The following is a 12,062-nucleotide window of genomic DNA, read 5'->3' as shown; positions in this document are numbered from 1 at the left end:
TTGCTGGACCCGTTTCGGGTCATGCCGCATCCTTCCGGCACAATCAGGCTCGAGGGGATGGCATGATGCCGCGATTTCCTGTCCTTGCCGTATTCTTTCTATCGATGATTTTCGGCGGGAGCGCCGCTGACGCCGAGCAGAGTCCGGTTCGCCCGCAGCCGAGCCAGTGTCAGGCGATTGCGCAATCCCTGCCCAAGGCGACATTCGCCAGCTTTTCTCCTCCCGGTCCGACGCTTGCCAATGACCCTGTCAATGGCCCTAATAGCGGCGACGTGAAGATCACCTTCCTCGGTCACGCAACGCTTTTCATTGAAACGCCCGGCGGCGTTTCCATCGCCACGGACTACAGCGGAGCCTATCCGCCGCCCTATACGCCCGAAGTCGTGACGATGAACAAGGCGCATCCAAGCCACTATACGCTGACGCCCGATCCCGCGATCAAATATGTGCTGCACGGCTGGAGCGATACGCCTGGAGAGCCGGCGAAGATCCGCATGACGGTCGGTGATACGCTGATCCGCAATGTCGTCAGTGACATTCGCACCTGGGGCGGCGGCGTCGAGCCCAATGGCAATTCGATCTTCATCTTCGAGGTGGCGGGCCTCTGCATCGGTCACCTGGGACATCTGCATTTCGAGCTCACCAACCAGCAATATGCCGAGATCGGCAGGCTGGATGTGGTGATGGTGCCGGTCGATGGCGGCCTGACCATGGGAGCCGACAGCATGAGCCGCGTGGTCAAGCGGCTGCGTTCGTCGCTAATCCTGCCCATGCACCGCTGGGGTCCGCCGATCGATCAGTTTCTCGCTTTGTTCGGTCCTGATTTCGATGTTGCCTATGCGCCGACACCAAGCGTCACGGTGTCGCTGAAAACCCTGCCGCGCAAGCCGCTGATCTATGTGCTCAAGGGGCTTTGATCCGGAGGAGCGCCTTTTTGCTCTTCCTGGCGGCTGGTGTCTCGCATGCCCCATTATCCGGCTTTTCACTTGAATGAAGGCCGCTTCGCTCTTATAAGGCAGCCATTCCCAACAAAAGACGTGAACAGGGGTGCCATGGCTGGCCATTCACAGTTTAAAAACATCATGCATCGCAAGGGTCGTCAGGACTCCGTGCGTTCGAAAATGTTCTCGAAGCTGGCGCGCGAAATCACCGTCGCTGCCAAAACGGGCCTGCCCGACCCGACGATGAACGCGAGCCTGCGCCTGGCGATCCAGAACGCCAAGGCCCAGTCCATGCCGAAGGACAATATCGATCGCGCCATCAAGAAGGCGTCCGGTGCCGACACCGAGAATTACGACGCGATTCGCTATGAGGGTTACGGCCCGGGCGGTACGGCGATCATCGTCGAAGCGTTGACCGACAACCGCAACCGTACGGCGTCCAACGTCCGCTCGATCTTCACCAAGGCCGGCGGTGCGCTCGGCGAAACCGGCTCGGTGTCCTTCTCCTTCGACCACGTCGGCGAAATCACCTACAAGCCGACCGCTGGCGATGCCGACAAGGTGATGGAAGCGGCGATCGAAGCGGGCGCCGACGATGTCGAAAGCGATGAAGAAGGCCATGTGATCATCTGCGCCTTCGAGTCCCTCGGCGAAGTTGCCAAGGCGCTAGAAGCGACGCTCGGCGAAGCTGAAACCGTCAAGGCGATCTGGCGCGCGCAGAACAACGTGCCGGTCGACGAAGAAAAGGCCCAGTCGCTGCTGAAGCTCATCGACAACCTCGAAGACGACGACGACGTTCAGAATGTCTATTCGAACTTCGAAGTTTCGGAAGAAGTGCTGGCCAAGCTTTCGGCCTGATCCTTTGAGATCCATCAAAAAGGCCGGTTGCAGCGATGCAGCCGGCCTTTTTGCTTTATGGGTTTGTCGCGCGAGTAAAATCGTCGCGAAAGGTGGAGAGATCCGGTGCGGCGACATCGGATACCGCCCAGAAGACCAGTCCGTCCGCATGCCATTCGACGAAATTATAGCCATCTTTCTCGGCACTGCCGTGAGCACCTGACGCGCCCGGCCAGATGAAGAGATTGATGACATGGCCGTGCCGGCGATAGATCAACGCCGCGACCACCCGGCCGTCGAGATAATCCACTCTGCCGCCGACGAGCGGAAAGCCCTGGGCCGCCAGATCGACCACGGGCGGGGAGAAATCGATCTTGCCGTTGAACCATGGTTTGACGGTATGCTGGTCGGAGGTCAGCACATCGGTCAGATGGTCGGCGAGCATCGAGCGGACGTGGCTGGCAAGAAGCTGATCCTCGATCGTCTGGCTCTGCTGCGGCACGTTCAGCACCAGCATGAGGCTTGCGGCAAGGACGGCAAGAGACGGCACGAAGCTCCATTCGCGAAGCAATCGCCAAGCGCGCTGCCATCGGTTTTCAGTCTGGTTCCTCGCCACGGCGGCGCGCGCCATCATGGCTTGCTCCAGCGAAAGCGCCGCCTGCACGCGGGCATGGACGGCGTCCGGTGCTTGCCATTTCACGCCTTCGCGCGCGGACAGGCGCTTGACCATCAGCGCGTTCTCCATCTCGTCGGCGCATTCCCGGCAAGTGGCCAAGTGCGCCTCGAAGCGGGCAGCATTGGCTGTATCCAGTTCGCCATCGATGAAGCCGTGCAGCAGATCGTTCCATTCGCGGTGTTCATTTTGCTCTCCGCCGCTCATCGTGTCGCCTCTCGTCCTTCGAGGCTGCGCCAGACCTCGCCGAAATCGCGGCGCGCGCGGGCAAGGCGCGACATGACGGTGCCGATCGGCGCGTCGATGATCTCGGCGATTTCCTTGTAGGAGAGATCCTCAAGCTCGCGCAGGACCAGGACTTCGCGCATGGCATCGGGTAGCCGGTTGATCACCTCGCGCACCCGCTGCGTTTCCGACTTGCGGATGAAGGCTGCTTCCGGCGTGTCCTCTTCAGAAGCGGGATCGGTGGAAGGCGAGCCTTCGTCCGTCTCCCTTTCGTCGTTCATCGGCTGTTCGTAGCGCGTCTTGCGCCGGCCCTCCTGCAGCCAGGCATGATAGCAGTTGCGGACGATGGTGAAGGTCCAGGCGCGGGCATCGCCATCGCGAAAGCCGCCAAAGCCGCGATAGGCGCGCAGATACGCTTCCTGCACGATATCCTGCGCAGCATCGGCATCCCGGCACAGGAAGCGCGCGAAATTATAGGCGGCGTCCAGATGGGGGATGATGGTGCGCTGGAAGCGGCGCATCGTCTCATCGGGGGATGATATCGCGCGCTGCGAAGGCGTGGCATTTGCCGTCGGTTCCGCCATCGCCGCGAGGACGGCGTAATCGACCGCTTTCGCCTGTGCAACGAAAGCGCGCAGGCGAGCCAGAAACCGCGCCAGCCTGCGTATCGCCGTGGTTTGCGGCCAATTCCATGCCCATGCGTGGAGTGGGTCGCCAAGCGTCATCGAAGTCATAAATCGGGCGTCTGTCATCATGATCCCCGCAAAACGCCGATGCCGACTGTAAGCCTCGGATAGGGCGCTTGCAATGTTGCCTGAAAGGCTAGATCGCGCTCGCGTGGGTTTTATTCCCGATCGGGTGCAAAAAATCTTAGACGCGGAGTGCGGATGGTCACGATCCTGCTCTCTCAATCCGCGCTCGTCAAAATAATCTGATAAATTTCAAAGCCTTGCTAGAAATCTTCCTGCGGTGGGGAATAAGCGCCCATCGCCATCGATCTTCTTCCTCAGTGGATGGCCGCGATCGCTTGCGACCTCCGCTTGGCCCAAAAGCCATAAACCTGAGGAGATATTGCGATGTTTGACATGACCCGCCGCGCCGTGCTCGGCACGGCCGTAGCTGCGGCAGCCTTCGGCCTGTCGTCGAAGCTCGAATTCATCCCGCAAGCCTTTGCCGCAACACCGCTGGAGCCGACGGTCGGCTTCTATAAATACAAGGTCGGTTCGATCGAAGTCACGGCCATCTATGACGGCATCTGGCGCAAACCGCACGATCCGGCCTTCATCAAGAACGCTTCCGTCGAAGATACCAAGGACGCGCTCTCCAAGGCCGGCCTGACGACGGATTTCATGCCCATTCCGCTGACCGTCGTCGTTCTCGATATTGGCGGACGCAAGATCATGATGGATGCCGGCTCGGGTGTCGGCCAATGGCAGACCAATGCCACGCATCTGCCGGCCAACATGGCCGCCGCCGGCATAGACTACAAGAAGATCGATACGATCATGATCTCGCATTTCCATCCGGACCACGTCTGGGGCCTGATGGAGAAGGGAACGAATGCGGCCGTCTTCCCGAATGCCGAGCTGATCGTCAACGCTGCCGAATATAATTGGTGGACCGATCCCGGCCGCGTCGACAAGCTGGCGGAAGGCCGTAAGGAAGCCGGCCGGCGCATCGCCTCCGTTTTCCCGACGTGGAAGAACTGGAAGCTGGTCCAGGATAATGCCGAAGTGGCGCCCGGCGTACACATGCTGGCCGCCTACGGTCATACGCCCGGTCATTCCGTCTTTCTCATCGATGGCGGTAGCGAACAGCTGATGGTTTCGGCCGACATCATGTATGTGCCGGCGCTGCTCGCGCCTCATCCCGAATGGGAAGGCGCCTACGACCAGGACGGTCCGATGGCCGTCACGACCCGCCGCAGGCTGATCGATCGCGTCATTGCCGACAAGATCAGGATCTGCGGCTCGCATTTCCCATTCCCGGGCTCCGGCACCTTCGTCAAGGACGGCAATGCCTACGGATTCACCCCCACCATCCAGGCCTGAACGGCCAGAAAGAGGAGCAAGTACCATGTTTAGACATGCCATTTTCGGGATCGCCGGCCTCTGCGCCGTCGCCATCCTGCCTGCTACGGCAGGCGTTGCCTTTGCCGTCGACAATATGGAATCGACCGATGCGCCGGACCTCACTTCCGTGCGTGCCAAGATCGATGCGAAGGACTATGCCGGCGCGCTCGCCGAGCTCCGCGACATCGCCGAGGAACACCAGCAGGCCGACGTCTACAATCTGATGGGCTTCACCCTGCGCAAGACCGGCGATTTCAAGACATCGCTGACCTACTACACGAAGGCCCTCGAACTGCAGCCGGATCACAAGGGCGCGCATGAATATCTCGGCGAACTCTATGTCGAGACCGGCGACATGCCCAAGGCTCGAGAGCAGCTTGCGACACTTACCAAGCTTTGCCCGGCGGGATGCGAGGAACTTGAGGATCTGACCAAGGCGATCGCCGCCAAAGGTACCAACTAACCCGCGGCCTCAACCGATCCGGCGGCATTCCACGCGATCAAATCGTAGGGATGCCGCCGCACAGGATCGGAGAGCGCGCGGATATCAACGGGAAGGAGACAAGCCATGGAATTCGAAGAGGAGAGTGCCGTCCTTGTGAATATCGCCGATATGGCACTGCTGTTCGGCCGCGTGCTGCTGTCGCTGCTCTTTCTGGAGGAAGGCATCGAACTTGCCAGCAATCTCGACACAACATTGGAGGCCATGGCGAGGCTCGGCGTCACCGCCCCGATCGCGATTGCCACCATCGTGCTGCAGCTTGGTGCCGGCCTTGCCATTGCGTTCGGGCTGATGACGCGGCTGGCAGCATTGGGACTCGGCCTGTTCTGTTTGTTGACGGCGATGCTCTTTCACACGAACTTCGCCAGCCACAATGAGCTGCTGCATTTCGAAAAGGATTTGGCGATCTCCGGTGGCATGTTCGCGCTGATCGTTGCCGGCGCCGGCAAGCTGTCGCTCGACATGCTCATCCGACGCCATTGGAACACGAGGCTCGTGGCATGAGCCCGTCGGTCGTCCGGTGAACCCGCCCGAAATCGGCTCACCGGAAACCTTTCCATAAACGTCAGGACACTTTTTGGAAGCTTGGAAGCGTTGCGAACAGCTCCACGGACTTCAAGCGCGCCTCGATATCGTGGATCGGCATGGAAATGATGACTTCATCGGCCTCGGTATCCTTGATGAATTGCGAAAGCTTCGCCTCCGCCGTTGCCGGCGAGCCGACTACCGCATAGCGCAGCGTATTTTCCACATTCAGCTTTTCCATCGGCGTCCAGAAATCGTCCATGTCGCTGCGTGGGCGCGGGAAGGGGCCGCGCACGTTGCGGCGGAGATTGACGAATTGCTGTTGTGCGGAGGTGAAGTGATATTGCGCTTCCCCGTCGGTTTCCGCCACCGCTCCCATGACGCCGACCATGACATAGGGCTCGTCGAGCGTGGCCGAAGGCGTGAAGCGCTCGCGGTAGATGACGATTGCATCCATCAAAGCTTCCGGCGCGAAATGCGAGGCGAAGGCATAGGGCAGGCCTAGCATGGCGGCGAGATGGGCGCTGTAGAGGCTGGAGCCGAGGAGCCAGATCGGTACATTGGCGCCATGGCCGGGTACGGCGAGGATGATCTGACCCTCGTCGGCGGGGCTGAAGAGATGCTGCAGCTCGACGATATCCTGCGGGAAGTTTTGCGCGCCAGCCTCGATGTTGCGACGCAGGGCCTGGGCGGTGCGCATGTCGGTGCCGGGCGCACGGCCGAGGCCGAGATCGACGCGACCTGGAAACAGAGCTTCCAGCGTGCCGAACTGCTCGGCAATGACAAGCGGCGAATGGTTCGGCAGCATGACGCCGCCCGAACCGATGCGGATGCGTGAGGTTGCGGCGCCGATATGGCCGATGACGACCGATGTCGCGGCACTGGCGACGCCCGGCATGCCGTGATGTTCGGCGAGCCAGAACCTGTTGTAGCCCAGTTCTTCCGCCTTCTGCGCCATGCGCTTCGAACTGTCGAAGGACTGACGGATGTTGCTGCCTTCGGCAACGGGCGAAAGATCGAGGATGGAAAAGGGAACCATGGCAAGAAACCTGCGTGGTGAAAGGGAGGGTCGCTTGCACATGTAGGAGTGCAGCGCGCCTATTCCAAACCCTGTCGCCGCAATTTCGTCACGATGTTTTCAGCATGGCATCGGCGGTCCAATCTGTGTCTTGTTTTTGTTTTGTTCACATTTTGCTGGCACATGTCAGGCCTGAAAGATAGGTTGGCTTATGCAGAATACGATTCGCATCATCGGCATCGATCCGGGCCTGCGCCGCACCGGTTGGGGTATCATCGATACGCTCGGCAACTCCCTGCGTTTCGTTGCGTCGGGAACCGTGACCTCGGATGGCGACATGGATCTCGCCTCTCGGCTCTGCCAGCTGCACGACGGGCTTGCCGATGTCGTTCACAGCTACAAGCCGGATGAGGCCGCTGTCGAGCAGACCTTCGTCAACAAGGATGCCGTGGCGACGCTGAAGCTTGGCCAGGCGCGTGGTGTCGTGATGCTCGTTCCGGCGCGCGCCGGCCTGCCGGTGTCGGAATATGCTCCGAATGCCGTCAAGAAGGCCGTCATCGGTGTCGGCCACGGCGAGAAGCAGCAGATCCACATGATGCTGAAGATCCTGATGCCCAAGGTCGAGTTCAAGGGCAATGACGCGGCCGATGCGCTCGCGATTGCCGTCTGTCATGCCCATAACCGCGGCGCCAGCCGGCTGCGGCAGGCGGCATTGGCAGGGTAATTTGTTCTTGACTTGTTCCTATGGTAATGATAATTCTTACTGCAGGATCGGAGAGTAAGAATGCGCGTGACATCCAAAGGGCAGGTGACCATCCCCCGTGATTTGCGTGAGTTGGCTGGCATAGAGCTCAACAGTGAAGTCATATTTTCCGTCGAGGATGGAAAGCTGGTTGTTTCGCCCAAGAACGGTAAGCGGGAAATGGAAGATCGGCAGCGGCTCGATCGGTTCATGGCCACTCTCAAGCGCTTGGAAGGTACCGGCGATCAGGATATCGACGCCGAAGCGCTGATGTCGATGACGCGTGACCGGTGAACATGGTCACCATCGTCGATACGAATGTGCTGGTTGATTTGGCGATATCCAATTCAACTTGGCATGGCTGGTCCAGCGGACAGGTTCTTTCCGCTTTCAAACGAGGACCGGTCGTCATCAACCCCATTATCTATGCGGAATTTTCGGTGCGTTACAGCGGTGTGGACCAGGTGGACGAACTGTTGCCGCAAAGCGAATTTCGTCGCGAAAACCTGCCTTGGGCCGCTGCATTTGCCGCTGCTGCGGCTTTCAAGATTTATCGCCAGAGTGGTGGGGGACGCGAGCGTGTTCTTCCCGACTTTCTGATCGGCGCACATGCCGCCATTCGCGGCTACTCGATACTGACACGAGATTCCAAAGGCTATCGATCTTATTTCCCAGCCGTTGACCTCATCACCCCCGAAACCCATCCCTGACGGACTTTATCCATGATCGGCAAGCTGAAAGGCACAATCGAAGAGATCGGCGAAGACTATGTGCTCGTGGATGTGCATGGCGTCTGCTATGTCGCCTATTGCTCGGCCCGAACATTGTCGAAGCTCGGCTCCGTCGGCGAGGCCTGCATTCTCTTCATCGAGACCTATGTCCGTGAGGATCAGATCCGGCTTTTCGGCTTCATGACAGCGCTGGAACGCGAATGGTTCAACATCGTGCAGACGGTTCAGGGCGTGGGCGCCAAGGTGGCCCTGGCGCTGCTGTCGACGCTGACGCCGGCCGAGCTTGCCAACGCAATCGCGCTTCAGGATCGTGCCGCTGTTTCGCGGGCACCGGGCGTCGGCCCGAAGGTCGCCATGCGCATCGTCACGGAACTGAAGAACAAGGCGCCGGCCTTTGCCGGTGATGCGGCCAATATCGGGCTCAAGCAGGAGCTGGGCGAAGGCGTCGCCGCAGCGCCGGTCGCCGACGCCGTTTCGGCGTTGACCAATCTCGGCTATTCGCGCGATCAGGCCGCTAATGCCGTTGCTGCGGCCCTGAAAGCGGCCGGCGAGGGCGCCGACAGTGCCAAGCTGATCCGTCTCGGCCTCAAGGAACTTGCGCGGTGAGGCTTTGCACCTCCCGCAATCCTTACTATTGTCGCAAAGTCGAGAGATCGAGCTTCCGCACCCCTTCGTCGAAGAATGTTTTTGATGCGGCAGATGTGATACTGCCTTCGGTGCTGGAGCTGCGAAACGCATACCGGGAATGGAACTTCTGACATGAGTGAAGCCGCACGTCTGATATCGCCGGAAAAGCGGGGCGAAGACATCGATGCGACGCTCAGACCGCAATCGCTGGACGAGTTTACCGGCCAGGCGGAAGCCCGCGCCAATCTGAAGGTCTTCATCGAAGCGGCCAAGGGGCGCGGCGAAGCTCTAGATCATGTGCTGTTCGTCGGGCCTCCCGGCCTGGGCAAGACGACGCTGGCGCAGATCATGGCCAAGGAACTCGGCGTCAATTTCCGCTCGACGTCTGGTCCTGTCATCGCCAAGGCAGGCGATCTTGCGGCGCTGCTGACCAATCTCGAGGAGCGCGACGTGCTCTTCATCGACGAGATCCATCGCCTCAATCCGGCCGTCGAAGAAATCCTCTATCCGGCCATGGAAGATTTCCAGCTCGATCTCATCATCGGCGAGGGGCCGGCGGCGCGTTCGGTGAAGATCGATCTCGCCAAGTTTACGCTGGTTGCCGCCACCACCCGTCTCGGCCTGCTGACGACGCCGCTGCGCGACCGTTTCGGCATTCCGGTGCGGTTGAGCTTCTATACCGTCGAGGAGCTCGAGCTGATCGTCCGGCGCGGCGCCAGGCTGATGGGTCTCGGCATGACCGACGAGGGTGCGCGCGAAATTGCAAGGCGTGCCCGCGGCACGCCACGCATCGCCGGCCGCCTGCTCCGTCGCGTGCGCGATTTCGCTGAGGTCGCCAAGGTTGAGGCGGTGACGCGGGAGATTGCCGACGAGGCGCTGACGCGGCTTCTCGTCGATAATGTCGGCTTCGACCAACTCGATAAGCGTTATCTCAACATGATCGCAGTCAATTTCGGCGGCGGTCCTGTTGGCATCGAAACCATTGCAGCCGGGCTTTCCGAGCCACGCGATGCGATCGAAGATATTATTGAGCCCTATATGATCCAGCAGGGCTTCATCCAACGCACGCCCCGCGGCCGTGTTTTGACCGCGATTGCCTGGAAACATCTCGGCTTGCAGCCGCCCAAGGACCTGGAGGCCGCGCAGTTCGGGTTGTTCCGGGAGGAAGATTGAATGCTCGGCCGTCGTGCCTTTTTGAAGCTTTTCGGCGGCAGCATATTCGGATTGATGGCACTCGGGGGATATGCCCTCGGATATGAACCGGTCGTCCGTCTGAATGTCACCCGCTATGCCTTGAACCCGCCGGGATGGGCGCCGGGGCTCAAGCTCAGGATTGTCGCGCTTGCCGACTTCCATGCCTGCGAGCCGTGGATGGCCCGCGACCGTATTGCCTCTATCTGCACACGCGCCAACGAGCTTGGTGGCGATATCATCGTTTTGCTCGGCGATTACACCTCGGGGACGGATCTGATCACTGCGCGCGTCGATCATCGCATCTGGGCGGCGGAACTCGCAAAGCTGAAAGCGCCGCTCGGCGTCCACGCCATCATCGGCAATCACGACTGGTGGCATGATTCCGCGGCACAAAGAACTGGCCACGGACCGACCTTCAGCCACCGGGCGCTGGAGGCTGTCGGCATCGAGGTCTATTCCAACCGCGCGGCGCGTCTAGAGAAGGATGGGCAGGGGTTCTGGCTTGCCGGTGTCGAGGATCAGCTTGCCCTGCGCCGGAGCATGCGGTGGAAGCGTCCCTTTACAAGAGGACTCGATGATCTCGGCGGTACGCTGGCACAGGTCAGCGATGCCGCGCCGGTGATCCTTCTTGCCCATGAGCCAGACATCTTTCCTGCCGTGCCGTCGCGGGTGTCGCTCACCCTGTCGGGGCACACCCATGGCGGGCAGGTCAGGATTTTCGGCTGGTCGCCCTATTCGCCTTCGCGGTATGGTGACAGGTATGTCTACGGCCATATCGTGGAGGAGGAGCGCCACATCATCGTTTCCGGTGGCCTCGGCTGCTCCATCGCGCCGGTGCGCTTCGGTGTGCCGCCCGAGATCGTTGTTATCGATGTAGGATAGAGGATCGTGGCGAAACGCAAGCTTATCAGATTGAATGCGGGCAATTCGCGGTTCCAGATGCGGGTGGCGGGCCTTGGATTTCGGGATGGACACGTGCTGGTGCATCGCGCCGTGCATGAGAATTTCTGGACCTTTCCCGGCGGTCGGGCGGAGATCGGCGAGACCTCCGAAGAGACGCTGCGGCGGGAGATGGTGGAGGAGATCGGTGTCGCTGTCGCGGTCGGGCGCCTGCTCTGGTCGGTCGAGAACTTCTTCCATTACGAGGAGATGGACTGGCATGAGCTCGGCCTCTACTACCTGATGGATATTCCAGTGGACTTCCCCTTCGATCCCGATGAGATCGTGCATCGCATCCAGGACGGCGACAACGATCTGGAGTTCAAATGGGTACGGGCGACGCGGGAGGCGCTGGTTGCGCTTGATATCCCGCCCTATTTCATTGCCGAGGAGATCGAGAACCTGCCGACGACTTCGCGCCATCTCGTCTGGCGTGACGGTGATCTCGATAAGGCCTAGGGAGGAGGCTTTATGCCCGCTTTTGATCCGGTTCGCAGCTTTCGCAAGCTGGCATACAACAATGCGTTGGCGAATGTCAGGCTCTATCAGGCCTGTGCAGCGCTCAAGCCTGGCGAATTCGAGGCGAAGCGGGTCAGCTTCTTTCCCTCGATCAAGGCGACCCTCAATCATATCCTGACGGTCGACTGGTTCTATGTCGATGCACTGGAAGGCGGGACGCTGGGCCTGAAGGCCTTCGACATCGAGGAGCCCTATGATCGACTGGATGAATTGAGCCGGGAGCAGGCAGATGTCGATCGCCGCCTGGTGGCGTTCTGCGAAAACGTGACGCCGGAGACGGCCTTGGCGATCATCGATATCCAACGCAGCGGCCGCGTCCAGCGCGAGAGGGCTGATGATGTGCTGAACCATGTGTTCCAGCATCAGACGCATCACCGTGGTCAGGTGCATGCCATGCTGGCGGGAACAAGCGTCGCGCCGCCGCAGCTGGATGAGTTCATCGTCGCCGACGATGCGCGATTCAGGGGCGAGGAATTGGCGGTGCTCGGCTGGGACGAGACGAAACTGATGAGATAGA

16 protein-coding genes are annotated in these 12,062 nt (G+C 60.4%); 13 read left to right on the top strand and 3 right to left on the bottom strand.

From position 1 onward, the window contains the following. Positions 1-62: 62 nt before the first annotated feature. Positions 63-917, top strand: coding sequence for an MBL fold metallo-hydrolase (locus AC13Q5_RS10140; RefSeq protein WP_488501581.1), 855 nt, complete (start codon positions 63-65; stop codon positions 915-917). 135 nt (positions 918-1,052) lie between these two features. Further along, positions 1,053-1,799 carry a YebC/PmpR family DNA-binding transcriptional regulator gene (locus AC13Q5_RS10135; RefSeq protein ID WP_457878003.1) on the top strand — a complete coding sequence of 249 codons (747 nt, stop codon included), beginning with the start codon at positions 1,053-1,055 and terminating at the stop codon, positions 1,797-1,799. Between the two features lie 55 nt (positions 1,800-1,854). On the opposite strand, the gene AC13Q5_RS10130 is transcribed toward AC13Q5_RS10135, so the two are convergent. Next, complete coding sequence (locus AC13Q5_RS10130) at positions 1,855-2,658, bottom strand: anti-sigma factor family protein (protein WP_075851562.1); 804 nt, start codon at positions 2,656-2,658, stop codon at positions 1,855-1,857. Further along, the gene (locus AC13Q5_RS10125) at positions 2,655-3,410 is read right to left on the bottom strand and encodes a sigma-70 family RNA polymerase sigma factor (protein ID WP_488501633.1); all 756 of its coding nucleotides are present in this window, start codon (positions 3,408-3,410) and stop codon (positions 2,655-2,657) included. The genes AC13Q5_RS10130 and AC13Q5_RS10125 overlap by 4 nt, the downstream gene beginning before the upstream one ends. 342 nt (positions 3,411-3,752) lie before the next feature. Between AC13Q5_RS10125 and AC13Q5_RS10120 the strand changes: the two genes are divergently transcribed. The 3 genes from AC13Q5_RS10120 to AC13Q5_RS10110 all read left to right on the top strand — a co-directional run bounded on the left by AC13Q5_RS10120 (position 3,753) and on the right by AC13Q5_RS10110 (position 5,754). Then, entirely contained in the window at positions 3,753-4,727 is a 975-nt protein-coding gene (locus tag AC13Q5_RS10120; protein ID WP_488501580.1) for an MBL fold metallo-hydrolase, read from the top strand. A gap of 25 nt (positions 4,728-4,752) precedes the next feature. Continuing rightward, positions 4,753-5,211 (top strand): tetratricopeptide repeat protein, encoded by a 459-nt coding sequence (locus AC13Q5_RS10115; protein ID WP_488501579.1) that lies wholly within the window; start codon positions 4,753-4,755, stop codon positions 5,209-5,211. A 105-nt stretch (positions 5,212-5,316) separates the two neighbouring features. Beyond that, a complete protein-coding gene (locus AC13Q5_RS10110; protein ID WP_488501578.1) occupies positions 5,317-5,754 on the top strand; it encodes a DoxX family protein in 438 nt (145 codons plus the stop codon). A gap of 61 nt (positions 5,755-5,815) precedes the next feature. Here the strand turns inward: AC13Q5_RS10110 and AC13Q5_RS10105 are convergent, their stop codons facing one another. Then, positions 5,816-6,814, bottom strand: coding sequence for an LLM class flavin-dependent oxidoreductase (locus AC13Q5_RS10105; protein WP_488501577.1), 999 nt, complete (start codon positions 6,812-6,814; stop codon positions 5,816-5,818). 190 nt (positions 6,815-7,004) lie between these two features. Here AC13Q5_RS10105 and ruvC point away from each other — a divergent pair, with 190 nt between their 5' ends. From ruvC to AC13Q5_RS10065, 8 genes are all read left to right on the top strand, one after another. Beyond that, positions 7,005-7,517, top strand: coding sequence for a crossover junction endodeoxyribonuclease RuvC (gene ruvC / locus AC13Q5_RS10100; protein WP_015340996.1), 513 nt, complete (start codon positions 7,005-7,007; stop codon positions 7,515-7,517). Positions 7,518-7,577: 60 nt separating this feature from the next. After that, on the top strand, positions 7,578-7,829 hold the full coding sequence (locus AC13Q5_RS10095; protein WP_075851557.1) for an AbrB/MazE/SpoVT family DNA-binding domain-containing protein: 252 nt from the start codon (positions 7,578-7,580) through the stop codon (positions 7,827-7,829). 2 nt (positions 7,830-7,831) lie between these two features. Next, entirely contained in the window at positions 7,832-8,245 is a 414-nt protein-coding gene (locus tag AC13Q5_RS10090; protein WP_075851556.1) for a type II toxin-antitoxin system VapC family toxin, read from the top strand. Positions 8,246-8,257: 12 nt separating this feature from the next. Next, complete coding sequence (gene ruvA, locus AC13Q5_RS10085) at positions 8,258-8,872, top strand: Holliday junction branch migration protein RuvA (RefSeq protein ID WP_075851555.1); 615 nt, start codon at positions 8,258-8,260, stop codon at positions 8,870-8,872. A gap of 153 nt (positions 8,873-9,025) precedes the next feature. After that, positions 9,026-10,066: a Holliday junction branch migration DNA helicase RuvB gene (gene ruvB / locus AC13Q5_RS10080; RefSeq protein ID WP_075851554.1), complete on the top strand. Its 1,041-nt coding sequence runs from the start codon at positions 9,026-9,028 to the stop codon at positions 10,064-10,066. Further along, positions 10,067-10,969 (top strand): metallophosphoesterase, encoded by a 903-nt coding sequence (locus AC13Q5_RS10075; protein ID WP_488501576.1) that lies wholly within the window; start codon positions 10,067-10,069, stop codon positions 10,967-10,969. Between the two features lie 6 nt (positions 10,970-10,975). Continuing rightward, positions 10,976-11,485 carry an NUDIX hydrolase gene (locus AC13Q5_RS10070; RefSeq protein ID WP_488501575.1) on the top strand — a complete coding sequence of 170 codons (510 nt, stop codon included), beginning with the start codon at positions 10,976-10,978 and terminating at the stop codon, positions 11,483-11,485. A gap of 12 nt (positions 11,486-11,497) precedes the next feature. Then, the gene (locus AC13Q5_RS10065) at positions 11,498-12,061 is read left to right on the top strand and encodes a DinB family protein (protein WP_488501574.1); all 564 of its coding nucleotides are present in this window, start codon (positions 11,498-11,500) and stop codon (positions 12,059-12,061) included. Position 12,062 lies beyond the last annotated feature (1 nt).

Source organism: Martinezella sp. CNPSo 3964, assembly GCF_057784375.1.
The sequence above is the reverse complement of the archived record's forward strand: the minus strand, read 5'-3'. Positions and strand labels throughout refer to the sequence as shown.

Excerpts from the sequence above, each read along its gene's own strand:
- AC13Q5_RS10110 (WP_488501578.1), top strand. The coding sequence starts at position 5,317 with ATGGAATTCGAAGAGGAGAGTGCCGTCCTTGTGAATATCGCCGATATG.
- AC13Q5_RS10120 (WP_488501580.1), top strand. The coding sequence starts at position 3,753 with ATGTTTGACATGACCCGCCGCGCCGTGCTCGGCACGGCCGTAGCTGCG.
- AC13Q5_RS10140 (WP_488501581.1), top strand. The coding sequence starts at position 63 with ATGATGCCGCGATTTCCTGTCCTTGCCGTATTCTTTCTATCGATGATT.
- AC13Q5_RS10090 (WP_075851556.1), top strand. The coding sequence starts at position 7,832 with ATGGTCACCATCGTCGATACGAATGTGCTGGTTGATTTGGCGATATCC.
- AC13Q5_RS10115 (WP_488501579.1), top strand. The coding sequence starts at position 4,753 with ATGTTTAGACATGCCATTTTCGGGATCGCCGGCCTCTGCGCCGTCGCC.
- AC13Q5_RS10130 (WP_075851562.1), bottom strand. The coding sequence starts at position 2,658 with ATGAGCGGCGGAGAGCAAAATGAACACCGCGAATGGAACGATCTGCTG.
- ruvC (WP_015340996.1), top strand. The coding sequence starts at position 7,005 with ATGCAGAATACGATTCGCATCATCGGCATCGATCCGGGCCTGCGCCGC.
- AC13Q5_RS10135 (WP_457878003.1), top strand. The coding sequence starts at position 1,053 with ATGGCTGGCCATTCACAGTTTAAAAACATCATGCATCGCAAGGGTCGT.
- AC13Q5_RS10075 (WP_488501576.1), top strand. The coding sequence starts at position 10,067 with ATGCTCGGCCGTCGTGCCTTTTTGAAGCTTTTCGGCGGCAGCATATTC.
- ruvA (WP_075851555.1), top strand. The coding sequence starts at position 8,258 with ATGATCGGCAAGCTGAAAGGCACAATCGAAGAGATCGGCGAAGACTAT.
- ruvB (WP_075851554.1), top strand. The coding sequence starts at position 9,026 with ATGAGTGAAGCCGCACGTCTGATATCGCCGGAAAAGCGGGGCGAAGAC.
- AC13Q5_RS10105 (WP_488501577.1), bottom strand. The coding sequence starts at position 6,814 with ATGGTTCCCTTTTCCATCCTCGATCTTTCGCCCGTTGCCGAAGGCAGC.
- AC13Q5_RS10125 (WP_488501633.1), bottom strand. The coding sequence starts at position 3,410 with ATGACTTCGATGACGCTTGGCGACCCACTCCACGCATGGGCATGGAAT.
- AC13Q5_RS10095 (WP_075851557.1), top strand. The coding sequence starts at position 7,578 with ATGCGCGTGACATCCAAAGGGCAGGTGACCATCCCCCGTGATTTGCGT.
- AC13Q5_RS10065 (WP_488501574.1), top strand. The coding sequence starts at position 11,498 with ATGCCCGCTTTTGATCCGGTTCGCAGCTTTCGCAAGCTGGCATACAAC.